Origin of the sequence: Enterococcus sp. 3G6_DIV0642 (assembly GCF_002140635.1) — a bacterium.
GTDB classification, from domain to species: Bacteria; Bacillota; Bacilli; order Lactobacillales; family Enterococcaceae; genus Enterococcus_D; species Enterococcus_D casseliflavus.
This window is the reverse complement of the sequence record NZ_NGLH01000001.1, coordinates 2,940,610-2,965,135: the sequence shown is the minus strand read 5'-3', so window position 1 is coordinate 2,965,135 and position 24,526 is coordinate 2,940,610. Positions and strand designations below refer to the sequence as shown.

19 protein-coding genes and 1 other annotated feature (1 of these 20 cut by a window edge) are annotated in these 24,526 nt (G+C 44.8%); of the genes, 14 read left to right on the top strand and 5 right to left on the bottom strand.

The window, feature by feature from the left end; translation table 11 throughout:
- Positions 1-81 precede the first annotated feature (81 nt).
- From serC to A5878_RS14340, 3 genes are read left to right on the top strand one after another with little or no spacing between them, the layout of a single operon-like run.
- The gene (gene serC, locus A5878_RS14350; RefSeq protein ID WP_005228215.1) at positions 82-1,161 is read left to right on the top strand and encodes a 3-phosphoserine/phosphohydroxythreonine transaminase; all 1,080 of its coding nucleotides are present in this window, start codon (positions 82-84) and stop codon (positions 1,159-1,161) included.
- Complete coding sequence (locus A5878_RS14345) at positions 1,162-2,346, top strand: phosphoglycerate dehydrogenase (RefSeq protein WP_060791477.1); 1,185 nt, start codon at positions 1,162-1,164, stop codon at positions 2,344-2,346.
- Positions 2,346-3,569, top strand: a complete 1,224-nt coding sequence (locus A5878_RS14340; protein ID WP_060791476.1) for a DUF1015 domain-containing protein — start codon at positions 2,346-2,348, stop codon at positions 3,567-3,569. The genes A5878_RS14345 and A5878_RS14340 overlap by 1 nt, the downstream gene beginning before the upstream one ends.
- Positions 3,570-3,611: 42 nt before the next feature.
- Here A5878_RS14340 and A5878_RS14335 read toward each other — a convergent pair whose 3' ends face one another.
- Complete coding sequence (locus tag A5878_RS14335; RefSeq protein WP_060791475.1) at positions 3,612-4,961, bottom strand: Nramp family divalent metal transporter; 1,350 nt, start codon at positions 4,959-4,961, stop codon at positions 3,612-3,614.
- A 156-nt stretch (positions 4,962-5,117) separates the two neighbouring features.
- Positions 5,118-7,460, bottom strand: a complete 2,343-nt coding sequence (locus A5878_RS14330) for an ABC transporter ATP-binding protein/permease (protein ID WP_060791474.1) — start codon at positions 7,458-7,460, stop codon at positions 5,118-5,120.
- 138 nt (positions 7,461-7,598) lie between these two features.
- Here A5878_RS14330 and A5878_RS14325 point away from each other — a divergent pair, with 138 nt between their 5' ends.
- The 8 genes from A5878_RS14325 (at position 7,599) to A5878_RS14290 (ending at position 18,135) form a co-directional block, all read left to right on the top strand.
- Positions 7,599-8,084, top strand: coding sequence for a MarR family winged helix-turn-helix transcriptional regulator (locus A5878_RS14325; RefSeq protein ID WP_010749984.1), 486 nt, complete (start codon positions 7,599-7,601; stop codon positions 8,082-8,084).
- Between the two features lie 160 nt (positions 8,085-8,244).
- On the top strand, positions 8,245-10,032 hold the full coding sequence (locus A5878_RS14320; protein WP_005228237.1) for a glycoside hydrolase family 13 protein: 1,788 nt from the start codon (positions 8,245-8,247) through the stop codon (positions 10,030-10,032).
- 304 nt (positions 10,033-10,336) lie between these two features.
- A complete protein-coding gene (locus tag A5878_RS14315) occupies positions 10,337-11,389 on the top strand; it encodes an aspartate-semialdehyde dehydrogenase (RefSeq protein ID WP_060791473.1) in 1,053 nt (350 codons plus the stop codon).
- Between the two features lie 122 nt (positions 11,390-11,511).
- Positions 11,512-13,194: a ribonuclease J gene (locus A5878_RS14310; RefSeq protein ID WP_005228243.1), complete on the top strand. Its 1,683-nt coding sequence runs from the start codon at positions 11,512-11,514 to the stop codon at positions 13,192-13,194.
- Positions 13,195-13,436: 242 nt separating this feature from the next.
- Positions 13,437-14,876 (top strand): MFS transporter, encoded by a 1,440-nt coding sequence (locus A5878_RS14305; protein WP_015510327.1) that lies wholly within the window; start codon positions 13,437-13,439, stop codon positions 14,874-14,876.
- A gap of 198 nt (positions 14,877-15,074) precedes the next feature.
- On the top strand, positions 15,075-15,758 hold the full coding sequence (locus A5878_RS14300; protein ID WP_086295743.1) for a metal-dependent hydrolase: 684 nt from the start codon (positions 15,075-15,077) through the stop codon (positions 15,756-15,758).
- Positions 15,759-15,795: 37 nt separating this feature from the next.
- Positions 15,796-17,127, top strand: coding sequence for a DRTGG domain-containing protein (locus A5878_RS14295; RefSeq protein ID WP_005228249.1), 1,332 nt, complete (start codon positions 15,796-15,798; stop codon positions 17,125-17,127).
- A 54-nt stretch (positions 17,128-17,181) separates the two neighbouring features.
- Positions 17,182-18,135 (top strand): bifunctional oligoribonuclease/PAP phosphatase NrnA, encoded by a 954-nt coding sequence (locus A5878_RS14290; protein WP_060791471.1) that lies wholly within the window; start codon positions 17,182-17,184, stop codon positions 18,133-18,135.
- A gap of 144 nt (positions 18,136-18,279) precedes the next feature.
- Here the strand turns inward: A5878_RS14290 and dapD are convergent, their stop codons facing one another.
- The 3 genes from dapD to dapA are packed head-to-tail and all read right to left on the bottom strand — an operon-like array spanning position 18,280 to position 20,656.
- The gene (dapD, locus tag A5878_RS14285) at positions 18,280-18,993 is read right to left on the bottom strand and encodes a 2,3,4,5-tetrahydropyridine-2,6-dicarboxylate N-acetyltransferase (RefSeq protein WP_005233952.1); all 714 of its coding nucleotides are present in this window, start codon (positions 18,991-18,993) and stop codon (positions 18,280-18,282) included.
- Positions 18,994-19,005: 12 nt separating this feature from the next.
- Entirely contained in the window at positions 19,006-19,761 is a 756-nt protein-coding gene (dapB, locus tag A5878_RS14280; RefSeq protein WP_005233953.1) for a 4-hydroxy-tetrahydrodipicolinate reductase, read from the bottom strand.
- Between the two features lie 13 nt (positions 19,762-19,774).
- Entirely contained in the window at positions 19,775-20,656 is an 882-nt protein-coding gene (dapA, locus tag A5878_RS14275; RefSeq protein ID WP_008380503.1) for a 4-hydroxy-tetrahydrodipicolinate synthase, read from the bottom strand.
- A gap of 222 nt (positions 20,657-20,878) precedes the next feature.
- Between dapA and A5878_RS14270 the strand changes: the two genes are divergently transcribed.
- From A5878_RS14270 to dapF, 3 genes are read left to right on the top strand one after another with little or no spacing between them, the layout of a single operon-like run.
- Positions 20,879-22,048, top strand: a complete 1,170-nt coding sequence (locus A5878_RS14270) for a M20 family metallopeptidase (protein WP_008380505.1) — start codon at positions 20,879-20,881, stop codon at positions 22,046-22,048.
- A 4-nt stretch (positions 22,049-22,052) separates the two neighbouring features.
- Entirely contained in the window at positions 22,053-23,369 is a 1,317-nt protein-coding gene (lysA, locus tag A5878_RS14265) for a diaminopimelate decarboxylase (RefSeq protein ID WP_010749977.1), read from the top strand.
- Positions 23,370-23,392: 23 nt separating this feature from the next.
- Entirely contained in the window at positions 23,393-24,226 is an 834-nt protein-coding gene (gene dapF / locus A5878_RS14260; RefSeq protein WP_005228261.1) for a diaminopimelate epimerase, read from the top strand.
- Positions 24,227-24,318: 92 nt separating this feature from the next.
- Positions 24,319-24,526: a binding site (T-box leader), on the top strand; it runs 27 nt beyond the window's last position.

The window sequence follows — 24,526 nt, the reverse complement described above, 5'->3', positions numbered from 1 at the left end:
TTTTCTCTTTTAAGGCTTTTTTCATTTTCGGCTATCTGTTATAATGATTTTCACATCTAACATAAAGGAGAGATTTTTTGTATGACAGTTTATAACTTTTCAGCTGGTCCTGCCGTATTGCCCCGTCCCGTATTGGAGAAAGCACAATCCGAACTTTTGAATTACCGCGGAAGTGGGATGTCCGTTATGGAGCTGAGTCATCGGTCCTCCTTGTTTGAAGCGATCATTAAAGATGCAGAAGCACTTTTACGAAAATTGATGGGAATTCCTGAAAACTATCAGGTACTGTTTTTACAAGGCGGCGCGAGTCTCCAATTCAGTATGATCCCTTTAAATCTTGCACAAAACAAAAAAGCCTTATACGTAAATACCGGTTCTTGGTCGAAGAAAGCTATTGAAGCAGCAAAAGCGCTTGGAAACGTGACGGTGGAAGTTGTTGCCTCTAGTGAGGATCAAAACTTTACCTATATTCCAGAAATTTCAGAAGATGCGATCGATCAAGAAGCGGCTTATTTGCATATCACCACGAACAATACCATTGAAGGGACGGCCTTTCAAACGATTCCGCAGGCTGGCAACGTGCCGATCGTAGCAGACATGTCCTCAAATATTTTAGCCAATGACTATCGTGTAGAAGACTTCGGTGTGATTTATGCTGGGGCCCAAAAGAATATTGGCCCTGCAGGGTTGACGGTAGTGATCATCCGAGAAGATTTACTCAATGATGATGCTGTCTTCGCTCCAATGCTGGATTATCGTCTACAGGCTAAAAATGACTCATTGTACAATACACCACCAACGTATGCTATCTATATTGCTAAATTGGTGTTTGAATGGTTGGAAGAATTAGGCGGCATTCCTGCAATTTTAGAACAAGACCGCCAAAAAGCGGCGCTTTTATACGAAACGATCGAAGCCTCTGCTCTTTACAGTAGTCCTGTGGCTGTTGACAGCCGTTCATTAACGAATATTCCTTTTGTAACAGGGGATAAAGCATTAGATCAGCGCTTCAATGAAGAAGCTGTTAAAGCTGGTTTTGAGAACTTGAAAGGGCATCGTTCCGTCGGAGGAATGCGAGCAAGCTTGTACAATGCCTTTCCATTAGCTGGCGTTCAAGCGTTAGTCGACTTTATGAAATCATTTGAAGCGGAGGTCAAATAAATGTTCCAAATCAAAACATTCAATGCGATCGCACCAGAAGGATTACAGCGTTTAGAAAAAGAAAAGTATGTCATCAACGAAAGCGACCAACCGCAAGGGATTTTGCTGCGCAGCCAGAAATTGCACGATTACGCTTTTCCTGAAAGTGTCTTAGGTATTGCCCGTGCAGGGGCTGGGACCAACAACATTCCCGTCAAAGCATGTACTGAAAAAGGGATCGTCATCTTTAATACGCCAGGCGCCAATGCCAATGCGGTCAAAGAATTAGTGATCGCTAGTCTGCTCTTAAGTGTCCGTCCGATTTTACGAGGTGCCCAATGGGTCCAAACCTTGAGCGGTGATAATGTGGAAGAACAAGCAGAAGCGCAAAAAAGTCAATTTGCTGGAACAGAGTTAGAAGGCAAAAAGTTAGGAATCATCGGCCTTGGTTCTATTGGAGCGATGGTCGCCAACGATGCTTATCGTCTAGGGATGGAAGTAGTCGGTTATGATCCTTACGTGTCAGTGGATACTGCTTGGACGATCTCTCGTCGGGTCAAGCGTGCCAATGATATTGCGGAAGTCTTTTCAACCTGTGATTTTATTACGGTTCATGTGCCGCTAATGGAAAACACGCATCATCTCGTCGGGGAAGCCGAACTTGCGAAAATGAAACCAACAACGAAGCTATTCAACTTTTCTCGTAAAGAAATCGTCGATACAGATGCCGTTTTACGTGCGTTAAAAGCCGACCGTTTAGCGGGCTATACGACTGATTTTGCGGATGAACAATTGCTGCACAATGAAAAAGTCCTCGTCTTGCCGCATTTAGGTGCATCAACAGAAGAAGCTGAAGTCAACTGTGCCAAGATGGCAGCCCGAACATTGAAAAAATTCTTGGAATTTGGAACCATCAAGCGCTCAGTGAATTTTCCAACTGTTGAGATGGCTTTTCATTCGCCTTATCGTCTGACGATCATCAATCGCAATGTACCGAATATGTTAGGTCAGATTTCATCGATCATTGCGGAATCTGGAATCAATATCGACAATATGCTGAATCGTGGACGGGAAGACTTTGCTTACACCCTAGCCGATGTCGCTTCTGAAGATGAAGCCTTATTGAATCAATTAGCCGATAAACTGCGGGAGAACGAAAACATCGTTCGTGTACGGGTCATCAAGAATCAGGAGGTTGGGTATTAATGGTTCAAGTATTTCCGTTTAAAGCCATTCGTCCAGAAGCCTCATTGGCAGAAAAAGTGGCCGAGCTACCGTATGACGTGGTCAATTCACAAGAAGCCGCAGCGTTTGCGCAAGGCAATCCTTACAGCTATTTCCACATCGACCGTTCGGAGATCGACTTGCCAGGAATCGATCCTTATGATCCACAGGTGTATCAAAAAGCGGCGGAAAATCTTGCATCTTTTCAAGAAGAAGGCTGGTTGATTCAAGAAACGGCGCCCGCATATTATTTGTATGAATTGACGATGGCTGGTAGAAGCCAAACGGGGCTTGTCGCCTGTACCTCGATCGATGATTATGTCGCTGGGAAAATCAAGAAACACGAGTTTACCCGTCCAGAAAAAGAAATCGATCGGATCAATCATATTCTGGCATGTGATGCCAATACAAGTCCGATTTTCTTGAGCTATCGCCAACCAGCAGCAGTCAAAGAAGCGGTCGATGCGTGGCAAGCAGAGCATGCGCCAATCTATGATTTTGTCAGCTATCATGAGGTGCAACATCGTGTTTGGCTGATCGATGATCCAGCGCTAGTCGCCTCTTTTGCCCAGCAGTTTCAAGCTGTAGATGCCCTTTATATTGCGGATGGGCATCACCGCACAGAGTCAGCAGTCAAAGTCGGCTTGCAAAAGCGAGCCGATGGCCAAAGCCGTCAAGAAAGCGACCGCTTTTTAGCGATTTTATTCCCAGAAAATGAATTAGCGATTTGGGAATACAATCGGGTTTTGCGGGTACCAGTGCCAGAAAACTTTTTTGAGCAGGCAGCCCAGCATTTTACGATTCGAGAAACTACAAGGAAGAAACCAGCGCAACGTGGTTCGATTCATCTGTACCTAAACCATGCGTGGTGGGAGTTGACCATCAAGCCGGAAGCTGTGCCGCAAGATGCGGTAGGACAGCTGGATGTGTCGCTTTTACAACAATACGTGCTGGCTGATATTTTCGCGATCCAAGATGTGCGGACAGACAAACGCATTGATTTTGTCGGCGGAATTCGTGGTCCAGAAGAATTGGAACGTTTGGTGGATAGCGGAGAATGGACATTGGCCTTTTCCATGTATCCAACGCAAATGGCCGATCTTTTGGCAGTCGCCGATGCGGGAGAAATTATGCCACCAAAATCAACTTGGTTTGAACCAAAACTGTTGAGCGGTCTGTTTTTACATGATTTAGAAACGAATTAACCAAAAAAAGCTTACGAGGCTAGCTCGTAAGCTTTTTTTCTATTAGAAGTTGCCGAGTGTTTCGATGATCAAGCGGACATTCAAGACCGTCAGTGCAATGGCACAGATCCAGCCTAAGGTAGAGACCCATAGCGGATTCTTGAAGCGTTCCCCCATGATTTTTTTTGAGCTGGTAAAAAGAACCAACGGAATCATCGAAACGGGTAAGGCGATGCTTAAAAAGACTTGCGAATAAATCAGCAGATCGTCCAAGGCTTGTTCGTTGCCGCCAAAGTAAATCGTACAAAGCAAGACGGGGATCACCGATAAGCCACGGGTGATCAAACGTCGCGCCCAAGTAGGGATCTTCATATGGATAAATCCTTCCATCACGACTTGCCCCGTCAGTGTCCCAGTGATCGTTGAATTTTGACCAGATGCCAAGAGCGCCACGGCAAACAGAACGCTCAAGACTGGACTGGCGACAGCACCAGCAATGGAGGAATCTTGCAAAGCATCAAACAGCGCGGAGAAGGTGCCGACTTCTTCACTATGACCAAAGAACAAGGCGCTTCCTAAGATCAAAAGCAGGCAATTGACCAAAAACGCAGCGGATAATTGGATATTGGAATCCCAAGTAGCGAACCGCACGGCCGTTGCCACTTCTTGGGTATCGCTGCGATCGATTTTTCGTGATTGGGAGATCGAAGAATGCAGATAGAGATTATGCGGCATCACAGTCGCACCAACGATCCCCAACGCCATTGTCAGCTGCCCATGGTTCAAGACTTGCTTTTGGGGAATAAAGCCTTGCAAGACAGCAGGCAAATTTGGTTGAGCAATAATGACTTCGTAACAAAAGACCAGCATAATGACCAAAATCAGTGTCATGACGATCGCTTCGATTTTTCGGAAACCCAATTTCATTAAAAAGAGCAGAAGCAGTACATCGAAAATCGTTAAGATGACCCCAACTAATAAAGGTAAGCCGAATAGTAGATTGAGAGCGATCGCTCCTCCGATCACTTCCGCGATATCCGTTGCCATGATAGCCAATTCGGTGACGATCCACAAAACAAAGCCTAAGCCTTTGCTGGTGTGTTTACGAGTTGCTTGCGCAAGGTCCATCTGGGTCACGATCCCTAGCTTGGCTGCCATGTATTGCAGCAGCATAGCGATCAAACTGGAAATCAAGATCACAGAAAGTAAGAGATAGCCATATTCAGCACCGCCACCGATCGAGGTGATCCAGTTTCCTGGGTCCATATAGCCCACGGCTACCAATGCCCCAGGACCAGAAAACGCTAAGAGATTGCGCCAAAAGCTGCCGTTTTTTGGAATGGCAACGGTATTATTTATTTCTTCCAAGCTAGGACCGTTGGCCGCTTGAATCAATTTTTTTTCTTCCTTCATCGTTTCACGTCCTATCTTTTTAGGTATACCTAAAAACAAATCTATTGTATTCCTCATTTGTGAATTTTTCAAGAGAAACCTTTTGGAAGTCAGAAGGAAGGACAAAAAAACAGTAGCCAAAGGAATGGCTACTGTCTGTTGGGTTTTTTTATAAAATTAGTCGGCGCGTAAAGCGATCGCTGCATCTTTTTTCGCTGCCATTCTAGCTGGAATGTGGCCGCCGATCATAGTGAGGACGGTGCTGACGGCAATCAAGATCAGGCCGTGGACCGGATTTAATTGAGCAACATTTTCGAGATCAGTCATACTATATAAGATCGCGTTGATCGGGAATGTAGCTAACCAAGCAATTAGGACACCTAAAGCTCCTGAAGCGATCCCTAAAATACAGGTTTCGGCATCGAAGACGCGGGTGATGTCTTTTTTACGAGCACCTAGTGCTTTTAAGACCCCAATTTCTTTCGTACGTTCTAGCACAGAGGTGTAGGTGATGATACCGATCATGATCATGCTAGTTACCAAGGAGATCCCTGCAAAAGCGATCAAGACGTAGGTGATGGCATCCATCAAGCCACCAGTCAATTGAGTCATCGTACCCGCTAAATCGGAATAAACGATTTGGTCTTCTTTGTCTTTGCCTTTGTTGAAGTCATCCAAGTAATCAAGGATTTTTTCTTTGGCACTGAAATCATTCGGATAGATCATAATGCTGTTTGGTAAATCACTGCCGCCAAGATAAGCGATCAATGAATCTTTAGCACTTTCGTCAACGGGTTCATTCGTCATCACGTTGGTGTCGCTGTCTTTTTGTGCTTGGACGATCGCTGAGTCTTGGTTTTCTTTGATGACTTCTTGCGCGAGGGCATCACTGTAGGCAATGCCAGTTGACAGCAAGTTCATCGTAGAGTTTTGCTTGATACGTAAGATTCCGCTGATCGTTAATTCTTTGTTGTTACTGTTATCGAAAACTTCATTTAAATCTTGATTTGGAATGAAGTTTCCAGTTGGTAATTCGGTGTAAAAGGCATCATTAGACGCCAATGTGATTTTTGTTCCCACGATATCGTCGAAGGAAACCGTGTCACCATCTTCAATATCAAAACCGAGATTGATCAATGCATTGACATTCGTTACGTTGTTTTCATCGACGATCAAAACGACATCTGTGCTGGCACTTGGGTAGCTGCCTTCTAAAAGGTCATAGTTGTCTTTTAAGAAATTGCCGTTATCCTCTGATAACTGCTCAGGGAAAGTCGAAACCCCAATACCGGTTGAGGCACTCATGGCAGACATCATGGCATTGGTCTGTTCATTGTCAGGCGACGCGTTGGAGAAGCTGACTTGTTCCACATTGTCATCGATCTTGCGGAAAAGATTCAATGAAGTTGAACGAGTGTAGCCGATATTGTTACTTAACTCAGGATCAATGTCGTTGATGTAATCGAGAAACTCTTGATCGATTTTGTTGATATGGGTTGCACGATCCGCATCACTTAATTTAGCAGTGACCTCTTTATCTGAAGGGAAATCTTCCGATTTATCCCGCGTCCCCATCGCTGATGGATCTTGTTCAGTGGCTACTTGCGAGATCGTAATCGGAAAACGAGCTAATGTTTCTGACTGGGTATTGTCGATTTGTTTTTGGAATCCCGTTGACAGTGACAAAACAATGGCGATTCCGATGATCCCGATACTAGAAGCAAAGGCTGTCAAGAAGGTGCGCCCTTTTTTGGTGCGGATATTGTTAAACGACAAACGTAAGGCAGTCATGAAACTCATTTTTGTGTGCTTTAATTCGAATTGGTCTTTCTTTTGTCCTTCGACATGAGGGTTCGAATCTTTAATGATTCGTCCGTCTTTGAACTCAATGATCCGTCCAGCGTATTTGTGCGCCAATTCAGGATTATGGGTAACCATGATGACCAATTTTTCTTTTGATAGTTCTTGGATCAGTTCCATGATTTGGACACTGGTCTCTGAATCCAAGGCACCTGTTGGTTCATCACAAAGAAGGATATCAGGATCATTTGCTAAGGCACGAGCGATCGCTACCCGCTGCATTTGACCACCAGAAAGCTGATTTGGTTTTTTGTGCATATGCTCAGCTAAGCCCACACGCGTCAAAGCATCGGTTGCTTTTGCGCGTTTTTCTTCTTTTGACACACCGCTCAAGGTCATCCCAAGCTCGACGTTGTCGATGATGCCTAAATGACTGATCAAATTGTAGCTTTGGAAGACAAAGCCGATCGAATTGTTCCGATACGCATCCCAGTCACGATCTTTAAAGGATTTCGTTGATTTGCCGTTGATGATCATATCACCAGAATCGTAATTGTCTAAGCCGCCGATCACGTTCAACATGGTTGTTTTCCCAGAGCCGCTTGGCCCTAAAATGGCAACAAACTCTTGTTTACGAAAGGCGACGGAGACACCATCGAGGGCTTTTGTAGTACTGGCGCCAACCGTATAATACTTCTTGATATCTTTTAATTCTAACATGCTGTCACTCTTTTCTTGCCGTTTTCACGATTATTTTCATTATGTAACCACGCTATCATAATGGTTAACAAAAATCAACGATTATCATTGTTTAAACAAATAATTTATAATAAACTAAAGACAGAAAAGAGGGAGAGTATGGAAAAAGCGTTAGGAACATTCAATATGGCGGTATTTGCGGAAATCTTTTCGCTGATGGGAAACATATTGTTTGAAGAAATCGGTCTGGAAGATTTAAAATTGACCAAAATGGAAATCTTGGAACTCGTGGTGATCTCTAGTAATGAAGGAATCACGATGTCCGAGTTGGCCCAGCAAATCGGTACGTCAAAAGTCCAAATCAGTCGTTCGATCTCGGGGTTAGAAAAGGCTGGCTTTGTGGTCCGCAAAACCAACGGCGTCAATCGCCGCAACGTCAATGTTTATTTGGAAGAAGCTGGGAAGCAGTTGTTTGTCCAAAAGAAAAAACAAGTGGAAGACCGCTTGAATGCCAAAACCGCTCAAATGGCTGCAGAAGATATCCAGCAGTTGAGTCAGTCGTTGACGGAAGCAGTGGGGATCTTGCGGAAATATGACATTTTACGGACTGGCAATCAATGTGAGAAAAATACGCCGTTTGATTAAAAAAGGGCGAAGCAATCGTTTGCTTTTTAATTACTGAATTAATTTCATATTAACTTATATTATCGATTTTTTAGATAAAGCAACCGATTGCGTTTTTCTCTTGTTTTGACTTCTGATTTGTGCGACAATGAGTATATCAAACAAGTTAAAGGAGTCTGCTATGAATACTACTGCCATTTATCATCGTCCCGAAAGTGAATTTGCGTATTTGTACGAGAAGGATAAAATGCATATCCGTTTACGTACCGCCCGTCAAGACGTCCGCCATGTCCAGCTGCTTTGCGGCGATCCTTACACACTGTATAAAGAAGCTTGGTACCAGCAAAGAATTGAAATGAAAAAAATTCTTTCCACGGACTTGCATGATTATTGGCAAGTATCGGTCGGAGCAGAATTCCGCCGTTTGTCTTACGGCTTTTCCATCGAAAGTTACGATGGGTTGCATGTCTTTTATGGAGACCACGGGGTCTATCCTTTTGAGCAGCAATATTTAGAAATGAACAACAATTATTTTCGGATGCCTTACTTCCAAGAAGCCGATCGTTTCAAAATTCCTGAGTGGGCAAAAGAAACCGTTTGGTATCAAATCTTCCCTGAACGCTTTGCAAATGGGGACCCATCAAATGATCCAGAAGGTGTATTGCCTTGGGGCTCAAAAAATCCCGATCGCCAAGACTTTTTCGGCGGGGATCTGCAAGGGGTCATCGATCATTTGGATTACCTCGTCGATTTAGGCATCAATGGGATATACTTCTGTCCGATTTTTGAGGCCTATTCGAATCACAAGTATGATACCATCGATTATTTAGCCATCGATCCAGCGTTTGGGGATAACGACACCTTTAAACGCTTAGTGGAGGAATGCCACAAACGCGGCATCAAAGTCATGCTAGATGCTGTGTTCAATCATATGGGGGATACTTCGCATCAATGGCTAGATGTCATCAAAAACGGCAAAGATTCGCCCTTTGCTGATTGGTTCCACATCAATGAGTTTCCTGTCAACTACAAAGAAGGGGAAAACTTTGAAGATGCCTATGACATCACCTATGATGTGTTTGCCTTTACGCCGCATATGCCAAAACTCAATACAGAAAATCCCGACGTGCAAGATTATTTGTTGAAGATCGCTCGTTATTGGATCGAAGAGTTTGATATCGATGCTTGGCGCTTGGACGTTGCAAATGAAGTCAGTCACCACTTCTGGAAAAAATTCCGCCAAGTGTGTGATGATGCCAAAGATGATTTTTATATCCTTGGGGAAATTTGGCACTCTTCTCAACGGTGGTTACAAGGCGACGAGTTTCATGCAGTAATGAATTACGCCTTTACGGATGCAATCATTGAATATTTTGTCAAAGACGAGATCTCCATGACGAAAATGGTCTCGGAATTAAATAACCAGCTGATGTTGTATCGGGAGCAAACCAATCAAGTGCAGTTCAATATCTTGGATTCTCATGATACCCCGCGCTTGTTAACTTTGGCTCGAGGAGACAAAGACTTGATGCGCCAAGTGATGGCCTTTACGTATCTGCAACAAGGCGTCCCTTGCCTGTATTACGGTGATGAGATCGGTTTGACCGGCGATATGGACCCGGATTGCCGTAAATGTATGATTTGGGAAGAAGAAAAGCAAGATCGTGATCTCCTGCATTTCACTCGCTCATTGATCAGCATTCGCAAAGACAACCAGAAAGTCTTATCAGAAGGTTCCTTGAGTTGGAACTGGGTTTCGGAAGAGGATGGACTGATCATTTTCGAACGAGAGTTAGGGGCACAGCGGATCATCGGTATTTTCAATACGGGCGATGACCAAATCACTCTTTCTCGTCCTGATTCGATCCTGATGGAACAGTTTGTCCAACTGGAAGATGAAACGATGATTATTGATAACAAAGGCTTTGCTATCGTGAAAGTAAACAACGAAGAATCGAATGAAGCATAAAAATGAGGCAAGAATTGCATATGCAATTCTTGCCTCATTCAATGTTTTGGGTATTTTTAATTTCCCCATGCACGTTGGAAAGAATCTTCCCCAAAATTCCTTCTGTCGGTATTATATCCTATAACACCTGAATGTGACAAATGATAACCCTTAAATATAGGTAGAATTTTTCTACAAAGGGGAAAAAGATTGAAAATTTAGACAGTATTGCCTTCTTTTTGCGCTTCTTTCCACGAAAGGTCTTTTCTTTTTTACAAGATATGATAAACTAGTAAAAATGTATTTTTATTCGAGGAGTGATTTGATGAGTACGGGGTATCACGTAGCAGTTGTCGGGGCTACCGGCGCAGTAGGAACAAAAATGATTGAGATGTTGGAGAAGACCACGTTGCCGATCAAAAAAATAACGTTGTTGGCATCCAAACGTTCTGCTGGGAAGACCCTTGTGTTCAAAAATGAACCGCTCGTTATTCAAGAGCTGACCGCAGATTCCTTTGCAGGCGTCGATATTGCATTGTTCAGTGCCGGTGGCGGCATTTCAAAACAATTTGCTCCAGAAGCAGTCAAACACGGTGCAGTCGTGATCGACAATACCAGTCATTTTCGGATGGACCCGAATGTTCCTCTAGTCGTTCCTGAGGTGAATCCTCATGTATTAGCGCAACATAAAGGAATCATTGCCAATCCGAATTGTTCAACGATTCAAATGATGGTGGCGTTAGAACCAATTCGTCAAAAAGTCGGTTTATCGAGGGTCTTGGTTTCGACGTATCAAGCAGTTTCAGGTGCTGGCGCCCAAGCCTTGGCTGAATTGACTCGTGAATCTCAAGAATTATTAGCTGGCAAAGCCGCTGATGAACTAAACCCTGAGATTTTACCAGCAGGCAGCGACAAGAAGCACTACCCGATCGCGTTTAATGCCTTGCCGCAAATCGATGTTTTTGCCGAAGAGGATTATACTTACGAAGAGTGGAAAATGATCAATGAAACGAAGAAGATCATGGAAGATACGCAGATCAAAGTAGCAGCTACGTGTGTGCGGATCCCTGTGTTTAGCGGTCATTCGGAGTCGATTTATATCGAGACCAAAGACCATGCTAGTGTTGAGGAAGTCAGACAGTGGATCAGCGAAGCGCCAGGAGCTGTCTTGCAAGATGATCCGAGTCAACAAGTGTACCCGCAAGCTTTGACCAGTGTGGACAAAACAGAAACCTTTGTTGGTCGGATTCGCAAAGATTTGGATGTCGAAAACGGCTTGCATTTATGGGTCGTTTCTGATAATTTGCTGAAAGGGGCGGCATGGAACTCCGTTCAAATCGCCGAAAGCCTGCATCAGCAAGGATTAGTTCATGTGTAAACCATAAGTTTTTCAGAAAAGTGTGGTGAATGCCACGCTTTTCTTTTTTTTGTTGTATAATAATAGGGACGGCTTATGCTTGGGAAATAATACAGTAGAAAAAAATTAAGAGGTGAATAAAAGTGGAAACGATAAAAATCATTCCTCTTGGCGGTGTACGCGAAAACGGAAAGAACATGTACATTGCTGAAGTTGGCGAGGATATATTTGTGCTGGATTGCGGTGTCCGTTATCCAGAAAATGAATTATTAGGGATCGATACAGTGATTCCAGACTTCACATATTTAGAAGAAAATGCCGACCGTGTGGCGGGTGTCTTCTTGACCCATGGGCATGCAGATGCGATTGGTGCATTGCCTTATTTCTTGGAGAATATCCAAGTACCGGTCTTTGGGACCGAGTTAACGATCGAACTAGCAAAATTGACCGTGAATAAAAATGAAGCTACCAAGCGCTTCAAAGATTTTCATGTGATCGATGAACATTCGGAGATCGACTTTGGTCATGCGACCATCAGCTTTTTCCGTACGACCCATTCTATCCCTGATTCTGTTGGGATCAGCGTCAAAACAGAAGCTGGCAATATCGTTTATACAGGAGATTTCAAGTTTGACCAAACAGCGATCCCTATGTATCAAACCGATTTTGGCCGCTTAGCGGAAATTGGAAAAGAAGGCGTCTTAGCATTGCTAAGCACGTCTTCAAATGCCGAAAATCCAACGCCGATCGCTTCTGAATTGACGATCCAAGATGAAGTTTATGACAATATCCGTTACTGGGAAGGTCGGATCATCGTCGCTAGTGTTGCCAGCAATTTGCAACGGGTGCAACAAGTATTAGATGCGGCGTTTCGTTCTGATCGCAAAGTCGTTTTGACCGGGCAAGATTTTGGTCGGATCATCAAAACGGCCATGAAGTTAGGGAAATTAAAATTACCTGCCGAAGACTTGCTGATCACCCAAAAAGAAATGAAAAAATACTCAGACGAACAGTTGCTGATTTTAGAAACAGGTCGTATGGGTGAACCAATCAAAGCGTTGCAAAAAATGGCCAACGGCTCTCACCGGACGCTGCGCATCAAAGAAGGAGATCTTGTTTACATCACAACAACGCCGACAACGGCAATGGAAACTGTGGTTGCGAAAACGGAAGATATCATCTATCGCGCTGGCGGTACCGTGAAACAGATCTCGGATAATTTCCGTGTTTCTGGTCATGCCAACCCGAATGATCTGCAGCTGATGTTGAATATGATGAAACCGAAGTACTTTATCCCTATTCAAGGCGAGTACCGCCAATTAGCCGCCCATGTGGACTTGGCGCAAGAAGTCGGGATTCCGATGAAAAATATCTTCATTACTGCTCGTGGAGATGTGTTAGAATACAAAAAAGGCGAAATGATCGCCGCAGGTGCGGTTCCAGCTGAAAACGTCATGATCGATGGGATCGGTGTCGGTGACATTGGGAATATCGTCCTGCGAGACCGCAAAGTCTTATCTGAAGACGGAATCTTCGTTGCGGTAGTGACGATCAATCGTCGCGAAAAGAAAATTATTTCTGCACCACAAATCACTTCTCGCGGGTTTGTCTATGTGAAAGCCAGCCGCGATCTGATTCGTGAAAGTGGCGAGATCGTGGAAGAAATCGTAGAAAAACACCTTCATGATGAAGAGTTTGAATGGAGCAAATTGAAACAAGATATCCGTGATCGTTTGAGTCGTTTCTTGTTTGAACAAACCAAACGCCGTCCCGTCATCTTGCCGGTCATCATGGAATCAAGCCAAAGAAATCGCAACCGTAAATAATTCGTTTTGACCTACTGACAAAAGCAGGTGAAAGAATAGCCGTTTGACGGCCGATTTCTTTTCACCGAAGCTTTTGTCTTTTTTTATGTAAGAAAACAGGTGGCGTTTTTTTTATAAAATGCCCCTTATTTTGGTCGTGATGAGCAGATAAGGATTGACGGCGAATGGATTTCGATCAATAATACAAAGTTGTCCCCCTAAGACTAGAGGAACAAAACAAGCAAAGAGAGGATGGTCGATTTGTGAATAGTTATCAAGAAAATCCCGTAGTACAACAGAGAAAGTGGTGGATTCTCATTGCTGTTTCGATGTTTACCTTTATGTCAACACTGGATGGGAGTATCGTAAATATCGCTTTGCCCACGATCTCGGCAGATATGGGTGTCCCTATGAATCAAGCGGAATGGGTCGTATCCGTCTACTTGATGATCGTTTGTGCCTGCCTTTTGTTATTCGGTAAGGTAGGGGATAGTTGGGGTAAGATCAAAGTATTCCGCTTGGGGATGCTGATCTTTATTATCGGTTCGCTGTTATGCGGGTTTAATCATTCCTTAGCATTTCTGCTATTTGCCCGAGTCGTGCAAGCGATCGGAGCCAGCATGACGATGGCGACGAATACCGGAATCATTACTGAAGTCTTTCCTATGAGTGAACGAGGACGCGCCTTAGGGATGATTGGTGCCTTTGTTTCGTTAGGCTCCATCGCCGGTCCTGGATTGGGCGGAGTGATTTTGGCGCATTTTTCTTGGCCGTTTATTTTTTGGATCAATGTTCCAGTCGGTATTCTGACAATGATTGCTGGAGAAAAGGTGTTGCCAAAAGATATCACCATGAGTCATGATTCCATCGATAAAACCGGGTTTGTGCTGTTTTCAATTGCAATTATCAGCTTCTTCGGCGGCATTTTTCTTGGACAAGAGCGTGGCTTTCTAACGTGGCTGCCGCTGCTGTTGGTGGGGATCGCCTTAGTGGCATTCATCGTCTTTTTGCGAGTAGAAGCGCGTGTGAGCAAACCGCTGATTACCTTTGGGATCTTTCGTAATAAAATTTTCACCATGAGCCTGATCACGGCGTTGCTGATCTTTTCTGCAAACTTTTTTGTCAATGTCGTGATTCCCTTTTACTTGCAAAGTGCCCGAGGCTTAACGCCGAGTGTGGCAGGAATGCTGATGATGGTCTTTCCTTTGATGATGGTCATCGGTTCACCACTTAGCGGCTATCTGACGGACCGTGTAGGACCGGAGATCTTGGTCTTAGCTGGCTTAGCGTTGCTGTCCATCACTCAGCTGATGTATATGTTTATGAATCAGCATACGCCGATTTGGTACTATGTCGTCGCTACTGCCATCATGGGGTTAGGCAATTCGTTGTTCCAATCCCCCAACAATACGATGGTGATGAGCAGCGTCACCAAAGAAAATCTTGGGGTGGCAGGTAGTCTAAATTCCTTTGCCCGTAACTTGGGCATGGTCTTAGGGATATCCTTAGCAACGACGATTCTTTATGCCGCAATGAGTCAAGCCTATGGGAAGCATGTGACGACCTATATCGCAGGTCGGGCAGATATTTTTGCCTATGGCATGAAAATCACCTTCTTTGGGGCGTTCCTTCTTTGTATCACGGCGTTATTCTTAACAGTCTGGCGCATCTATAAACAAGGTGGACGTAAGAAAACGCTATGATCGCTTGAAGTCATCAGGTCGAACTGTTCTATTCCTTATTCAGAAAGGGTAGAACAGTTTTTTTATTTTTCTTGATAAGAACCAGAAAAAGGACGGATGTAATAAAGCTGCCAGAATTTGTGCTTTTGGATTTCTGGCGTTATCTGTTATAATGAAAAATATTAGACTGTATTACTTAGATGGAAAGGGGAATGTTGTATGAAACTTACGTATCACGGACACTCGGTGCTTGCTATCCAATTAGCGGATGGCCAAAAATTGTTGTTTGACCCTTTTATTACTGGAAATGCTCTGACTGATTTGGATGCAGACACAGTGGAAACCGATTGGCTTTTGATCACGCATGGTCATAGCGATCATATTGGGGACATGGTGCCGATCGCCAAAAGAAATGAAGCACCAGTGATCAGTGTCGTTGAAATTTGCCGCTATGCAGCCCGCAAAGGCATTGCTGAGACGCATGGCATGAATATGGGAGGCTCTTTTGAGTTCCCGTTTGGTAAAATCTCAATGGTGGAAGCGAAACACAGCTCTGGTCTTGAAGAAGACGGAACGATGATCTATATGGGCAACCCAGTGGGGATCATTTTAGAAGCAGAAGGCAAAACCATCTACCACGCTGGCGATACTGCCCTCTTTAGCGATATGGCGATGATCGGTGAACGTTTCGATATCGATGTGGCGTTTTTACCGATCGGGGATAATTTTACGATGGGCGTTCAAGATGCTGCAACAGCAGCGGCGCTTTTAAACGCGAGCAAAGTAGTACCGATCCATTACAATACGTTTCCAATGATCAAGCAAGATCCGCAAACCTTCGTGAATTTATTGCCGGCAGGTGTGGGCCAGATCCTTGCAGTCGGTGAGACATTAGAAGTTTAAGCAACAGGAAGATTCGTAGTAGGAATAGGGGATAATTATGGCGACAAAACACGACTTGATTTTAGCGCATATCGAGAATCTGCCTGTAGGCGATCGCATCTCGGTGCGGGGAATCGCAAAAGACTTGAATGTCAGTGAAGGAACAGCCTATCGGGCGATCAAAGATGCGGAAAATATCGGCTTGGTTTCAACGATACAACGTGTGGGAACCATTCGGATTGAACGGAAACTAAAGAAACACATTGAAAAACTAACTTTCGGCGAAGTCGTCCAAATCATTGAAGGCGATGTTTTGGGCGGCGCAGCCGGTTTAGACAAAGACTTGAACAAATTTGTTATCGGCGCCATGAAGGAATCGGCAATGGAACGCTACATCACTCCTGGTTCCTTAGTGATCGTCGGAAACCGTAACGAAGTCCACAAGTTGGCACTGGAAGATGGCGCAGCCGTCTTGATCACGGGGGGCTTTGAAACCTCAGAGGAAATCTGTCGCTTAGCAGACGAATTGGAGCTGCCGATTTTACAAACGACCTATGACACCTTTACCGTGGCAACGATGATCAACCGTGCCTTGAGTGACCAGCTGATCAAAAAGGACATCATGCTGGTGAGTGACATTTATATGCCATTGGAAAAAACCAAGTATCTGCACACCTTTGATACGGTCAAGGATTACAAACTGCTTTCGGAGTCTACCAACCACTCCCGCTATCCAGTCGTCAACAAGAATATGCGGGTCGTTGGGATCATCACAGCCAAAGATGTCCTAGAAAAGCCTGACACGCAGATCATCGAACGAATCATGACCCGGGAACCACGGGTCGTAAAAAAAGAGATGAGTGTGGCCTCTGCCAGCCATCAGATGATTTGGGATGGCTTAGAAGTGATGCCCGTCGTAGCAGATGACCTTTCTTTGATTGGGATCGTTACACGCCAAGACATCATGAAAGCGATGCAGATGGTCCAACGACAAACACAAATTTCAGATACGATTTCAGACCAAATCTCGGGACAGATGCAAGTCATCGAACAAGATTTTGAAGGGAACAAATTGCCGCAGCCGCATTTCAGCTTTGCGGTGACGCCTCAAATGGTCAATGAAGTCGGAACGATCTCTTTTGGTGTCTTGAGTGAAGTGATCGCGAATACGGCAAAACGTACCATGCAGTTGAATCAACGGCGCAATAGTTGGATCGAGCAAGTCAATCTGCATTACTTCCGTTTGATCCAATTAGAAAGCGAGATCATCATTCAACCGAAGATTCTAGAACTGGGGCGACGTTCGGCGAAAATCGATATCGAAGTATCGATCGAAAATTCCTTAGTGGCAAAAGCGATCGTGGTATGCCAAGTAATGGAACGCCCATAAATCATCGAAAACGGCACTTATGGAAAAATTTTAGAGAGAAAGTTGAGACCATTCATGAAGGTACAAGAAGAAATACTTGCAACAATCAAAGCATTCGACCGAATCATTATCCATCGGCACCAGCGCCCTGATCCAGATGCATTAGGATCACAAGTGGGTTTGGCAGAAATTTTACGAGCTAGTTTTCCCGAAAAAGAAATCTATCAAGTCGGCGGACCTGTTGAAGGATTGGATTACTTGGCGCTGATGCAGACGATCCCTGATGATTTGTATAAAGGAGCGTTGGTGATCGTTACAGATACGGCCAATGCACCACGGGTCAGTGACCAACGCTATGATCAAGGGGCGAAATTGATCAAAATCGATCATCACCCTAATGATGAGCCTTACGGAGAGCTGGTCTGGGTCAATACAAAAGCCAGCAGCTGTAGTGAGATGATCGTTTCGTTTTGGCAAATGTTTCAAAACGAGCTGACGATGACGCAAGAAGCGGCTCGTCTGCTATATGCAGGCATTGTTGGTGATACTGGACGGTTTTTATATCCGGCAACGACAGCGACAACGCTGCGCTTAGCGGCTGAACTATTGGATTACGGTTTTGATGCACCGAAGATCAATCGGCAATTGGATCAAGTCTCTCGCAGTGTTGCTCGCCTTTCAGGGTATGTCTACGAAAACATCGAGATCGATGAGATTGGTGCTGGCAAAGTGATCCTATCACAAGAATTGCAGCAGCGTTTTGGCGTAGTGGATTCGGAAACCTCAGCAGTCGTTTCCTTACCAGGGAAAATCGACGAAGTGATGGCTTGGGCGATCTTTGTCGAACAACCAGAAGGCTATTACCGGGTGCGGATGCGTTCGAAAGGTCCAGTGATCAATGAGATCGCCAAACGCCATCATGGCGGCGGACATCCCCTTGCCAGTGGAGCAAATGCAAAAGACCTTGAAGAAGTTGCAGTGATCTATCAAGAGATCCAAGCAGCGATCAAAGAATTTCAAGCAGAATAAACACTTTTACAAGCACATTTGCCAATAGAAAAAAGGCGTGCCAAAAGCTTTCGGCACGCCCTTTTTTAGACAAAACGCAGCGCAGGCTCATCACTGAACCGGCACTGCGTTTTTTTGTTGCGTATTTACGAGAAAATAAGAAGTTTACCCCCGTAGATCGTCTAAAAATTCGGTTTTGCTTTTCGTTTTCTCGTCTTTCATTTTGATGACTTTAGCTGGTGAGCCAGCAACGACTGCTCCAGCAGGGACATCTTCCGTCACCACAGAACCGGCAGCAACGACTGCACCTTCGCCGACACGGACGCCTTCAAGGACGACGGCATTTGCGCCGATCAAAACATTGTCTTCAATGATGACTGGGCTTGCTGAAGGTGGCTCAAGAACGCCAGCCAAGACAGCACCAGCGCCAATATGGGCTTTTTTCCCAACGGTTGCCCGGGCACCTAAAATCGCCCCCATATCGATCATGGTTTCTTCACCAACTACAGCACCAATGTTGATCACTGCCCCCATCATGATAACGGCATTTTTTTCAATGATGGCTTGGTCCCGGATAAAGGCACCTGGTTCGATACGGGCATCGACTTTCGTCAAGTCCAACAAAGGAATCGCTGAGTTGCGGCGATCATTTTCCAGATAGTGATCGGTGATTTTGTCTTGGTGCGCGGTTAAAAACTCAGCTACTTTTTGACTGTCACCAACCACGAAATAGAAGGTGCCGTTACCAAACAATTGGATGCCATCTGCTTGGACGTCGCCAAGATCTCCATTGATATAGACTTTTACAGGTGTTTGTTTATTTGCTTCTTTGATATATTTTGCTAATTGATAAGGATCGGAAAATTGTAATTCTGTCATGAGAGACCACCTTTACTTGTCGATTAGATTTTGCATGGAATAAAAACCGGCTGGTTGATCGGCTAAAAATTCCGCTGCTTTTAGTGCACCATTGGCGAAGATTTCGCGGGAGAGCGCAGTGTGTTTTAATTCAATGATTTCATCCTGCCCAGCATAGATGACAATGTGTTCCCCAGGGATCGTTCCGCCGCGAACGGCATGGATGCCCATCTGCTTGCGGTCATTTACTAGATCACTGCCTTCACGCCCGTAGAGATACTCTTTTTTTGTTTCGCAGCTGTCATTGATACTATCTGCCAACAGCAAAGCTGTACCGCTTGGTGCATCAAGTTTTTGATTATGATGCTTTTCGATGATCTCAATGTCAAAGTCAGCTTCTAATGCGGGGGTGATACTTTGTAGTGCTTTGATCAGTACATTGATCCCCAACGACATATTGGCAGAATAGAAAACCGGAATCACTTTAGCAGCCAACGGCAGCATCATCTGCGTGTCTTCCGTCAAACCAGTTGTAGCAACCACGATTGGCAGCTGCTGTTCGACACAATAGTTCAACAAGGCAGGCACATTGCTATAATGAGAAAAATCAATCACCAAATCGATCGGTTGCGTGATTTTTTCTGGACGATCATAGATTGGAAAAGGACCATCTAATTGCTCGGTACGATCTAAGCCGGCGGCCACTTCTAACTGAGGGTGCTTTGCGATCAGGCTTTGCAACACTTTGCCCATGCGACCGTTTGCACCACTTAATAAAATTTGTTTCACCAAAAACTCCTCCTTACAGCAATCCGTAATTGGTCATTTCTTCTTCTAAATGAACGAGGGTCGCATCTTCCGGGACACCCAAAGGCAAACGATAATGCAATTCGCATTTGCCTAGCAAGGAGACCGCTGCTTTGATCGGCACAGGATTTACTTCACTGAAAATCGCATCGATCAACGGTTTTTGTCGCAACTGCTCTTTGATGGCTGCTTTTACATCACCATTTAAGAAATCAGCAACGAGTTGTGCCGTTTGTTTCGGAGCGATATTGCCGATCGTTGAAATCACGCCAGAGCCACCTAAAGCTAAAATTGGGGTTACTTGATCGTCATTTCCTGAATAGATCGCAAAGTCATCATCCGCAAGACGAGCGATTTCTGCGATTTGCGAAATATCACCGCTGGCCTCTTTGATGCCTTTGATATTAGGGATTTTTTTTAGTTCTGCCACGGCTTCAGGTGTTAAATTTAAGCCGGTTCTTGAGCTGACGGAGTATAAGATCACTGGCAGCTCAACGCTTTGACAGATTGCTTCATAGTGAGCGACTAAACTTTTCTTGGTCGCTTTGTTGTAGTAAGGTGTTACAACCAATAATGCGTCAGCACCAACGCGCTGTGCTTCTTTTGAAAGATGGATCCCATGTTGGGTATTGTTGGAGCCTGTTCCTCCGATAACGGGGATTCGACCAGCAACTTGTTTTACCACCGCTTCGATCACCGCGATATGTTCTTCATCGTCTAACGTGGATGCTTCACCGGTCGTACCGCATGCAATGATTGCATTCGTTCCTTGCTGCACATGCCACTCCGCTAACTCCTTCAGCTTATCGAAATCCACCGAACCATCTTGAAGCATAGGGGTAATCAACGCAACGCCAGAACCTTTGAATATTGTCAAACTACGACACATCCTTTCAACCAATTTATTTTTCGTTACTCTACGTATAAGTGTACCAAAACGAGGGGTAAAATTTTCAATAAAAATCGAAACATTTCGACAATTTATACTATAGATTATTCGAATTATATACTATAATATTAAACAATATCAATGAAAAACTGAATATTCGCTGGTTTTTATGGATATTTTTAAAAGGAATGTATAGAAAGGTGTTTTAACATGCAAGTATCGCAAACAGTCACAGAATTAACCGAAGACGTGGTTCGTTTTCGTCGTGAATTACATACAATCCCTGAATTAGGGTTAACTGAGTTCAAAACAAAGGAATACTTGCTGCGTCAGTTGCAATCCTTTGGGATCAAAGAAATCTATCCAGTGATTGAAACCGGCTTGATTGCTGTCTTTCGCAGTGAGCGTCCAGGAAAGACACTGGCCTTTCGAACGGATATCGATGCACTACCGATCAAAGAAGAGACCGGTGTTTCTTTTGCTTCCAAACATGAAGGAAAAATGCACGCCTGCGGGCATGATGGCCATATGGCAACGATGCTAGGGTTTGCCAAATACTTAGCGACGCATCCTGAAGTGATTCGTGGAACGATCGTTTTGATTTTCCAACCAGCCGAGGAAAGCCCCGGTGGCGCTCAACTGATGATCGATGAAGGCATCTTACGAGATTTTGGCGTGGAAAAAATCGTGGGGCTGCATGTCTTCCCAGACTTTCCCGAAGGAGTCATTGCGAGTCGGAAAGGTCCGATGATGGCCCGTAACGGCGAGATCAATCTAACGATCAACGGCACGAGTGCCCATGGTGCCCAGCCTCATCAAGGACATGATGCCATTTTAGCCGCGGCTGCGATTATTCAAGGATTGCATTCGATCATTTCACGCAATATCAGCCCGCTTTCTGCTGGGGTCATCACTTTTGGGAAGATCCATGGGGGAGATGCGGAAAATATCATTCCCGGCAAGGTCGTTTTAAAAGGAACGATGCGGGCGTTTGAAGATGAAGTCTATGAAACGATGACGCGCAGAATCACCACCGTCGCACAAGAAATCGCCAAAGGATATGATTGCACGGCGGATGTCGAATTCGAGCACCTTTATCGTGTCGTGGACAATGATCCTGAGATGGTGGAAGTGTTGGAAAAAGTGGTCGGGGAGAGCTACCGAGAAACACCGCCATATATGTTGGCAGAGGATTTTTCGATGTACCAAAAGGAAATCCCCGGTGTCTTTTTCTTTGTCGGCACCCGAAATGAAGAAAAAGGCTATGTCCACCCTTTACACAGCAGCAAAATGAATTTTGACGAAAAAAATCTATTGCAAGGCATCGAATGCTACGTTCGTTTGATCGAGGCGTTGAACGAGCCGACAGACAAGGAGTAAAGCGATGGCAAAAGAAATCAAGAACAATCACTTATACATTGACGGTTGTGATACCGTTGAGCTGGCAAAAACCTTCGGAACCCCCCTTTACGTGTATTCCGTTTCGGAGATTCGCGAAGAATGCCAAAAGATTCAGGCGCAGTTTTTGACGCGCTACAGCAAGACACGGGCAGCCTATGCCGCTAAAGCTTTCTGCACCACAGCAATGCTGCAAGTGATCAAGTCAGAAGGACTCTCATTAGACGTGGTTAGCGGTGGAGAGCTGTATACAGCGATCCAAGCTGATTTTCCAGCAGAACACATCGAGTTTAACGGCAATAATAAATCGATTGAAGAATTAGCAGCCGCCCTTGATTATGGCGTAGGACGGATCATCGTTGATGGCATTCAAGAAGTCGGCTTGATCCGCGCGTTATGTCAAGAAAAGCAAGTCGTTGCTAAAATTTTGTTGCGCATCACACCCGAGGTTTCGGTCAGCACCCATCAATTTATCTCGACCGGACAAAAAGATTCGAAATTCGGGATTCCTTTAGATGAAGAAATCTTATTTCCGTTAGTGGAAGAAGTGATTCAAGCACCTGAATTGGATTTCTATGGCCTGCATTTTCATGTCGGCAGTCAATTGTCGGACAATCGCTCACATCTAGCGGCAGTTGATGCGGCTTTGGCCCTTGTCCAAACCATTCATGAACGCTTTGATTATTGGATCAAAGAACTAAATGTTGGCGGCGGCTTTGGCGTTCGATACACAGATGCAGATATTCGCCAACCCTACAGCTACTTTTTAGATCCTGTGATGGAAAAAATCGACGCCTTTTATGCGCAGCACCAGAGCGAACGTCCGACCATCGTTATTGAACCTGGGCGTAGTATCGTCGCAGAAGCAGGTATCAGTTTGCACACCATCGGCAGTATCAAGACATTGCCAGGAATCAGAACATACGCCAGCATTGACGGGGGCATGACAGACAATATTCGTCCAGGTCTTTATCAAGCAACATACACTGGAATCTTAGCCAACCGCGCTTCCGAAGCTGCGACACAAAAGATCACCATTTCTGGCAAAGCTTGTGAGAGCACGGACATCTTAGTAAAAGATCTTGCATTACCGCCCGTTGAAACTGGGGATCTGTTTGCTACGTTCGCAACAGGAGCTTATGGCTATTCGATGGCCAGCAGCTACAATAATTTACAGATTCCTGCAGTCGTCTTTGTGGAAAACGGCCAAGCGGAATTAGCCGTTAAACGCCAGTCCTACGAGCAAATGCTGCAAAATGAAGTGGTTCCTTCGTTTCTAAAAGAGGGAGCTTCCAGCAAGTAAAATTTTGAAAAGCAGGTGACAACATGACGATTCCTTATACAAAAATGCAAGGTGCAGGAAATGATTTTATCGTAATCGATAACCGCACATTGAAATTCTCCCATGAACAACTGTCGCAATTTGCTGCTCAGGTTTGCCATCGGAAATTTTCTGTTGGCGCGGATGCAGTCATGGCAGTGGATTTTCCCACAGGAACCGCTGATTTTCGGATGCGGTTTTACAATGCTGATGGGACCGAAGCAGAAATGTGCGGCAACGGCGCTCGCTGTATTGCCCGCTATGCCTTTGAGAAGGGAATTGCTGGCGAGCAGATGACCATCGAAACAGTTGCTGGCGATGTCCCCGCATGGCGCTTGTCGGCAAAACACTACAAAGTAACCTTGAATCCACCGACCGTGACTACATTTGATCAAGCGTACCCGAATCCAATGGTTTCTTTCGTGGACTATGTGGAATTGGGTGATCCAGGAATTCCTCATGCGGTGGTTCACTATCCTGGTCTGGCAGAAACTGAGTTGGAACAGCTGGCTGAACTTGCCAAAGAGATACGCTATTGGGAGGTTTTCCCCAAAGGGGCGAATGTCAATTTCTATGAAGAAGATGACAAGGGTGATCTGATCGTTCGCACGTATGAACGAGGGGTGGAAGGTTTTACCTATGCGTGCGGCACAGGTTCTGGTGCCACTGCGTATGTCGTGACCAAACGTCACCAGCAAGCGGCAGCGAATGTCTTGCTGCACGTGTTAGGTGGCGAGTTAACGGTAGAAGTTGATGTTGATCAGGGCGCATTAGAATTGATCGGTGATGCGGTTATGGTCTCTGAAGGCTTGATTTTAGATGAGAATTTGACTGTATAAACGCTGTGAAAATCATTGTAAAAAGATGGTTTTTTCGTGAAAAAAAGAATTGACATTCATTTGAGGCTATCGTATAGTTAAACACAACTTAAAAACACGCGATGATAAGAAGAGTAAGTCAGTTTCGATTGGATCAGAGAGCTCGGATTGGTGAGAAAGAGCACAGCCGTTTGACTGAAGATGGCCTTGGAGCGTTTGGACGTGAGCAAAAGCAAGCGTGCAGCGGGATTGCCCGTTACAGCAAAGCAGTTGATAAACTGATAAGGTTGGCAGCTTGTGCCAATGAATTAAAGGTGGTAC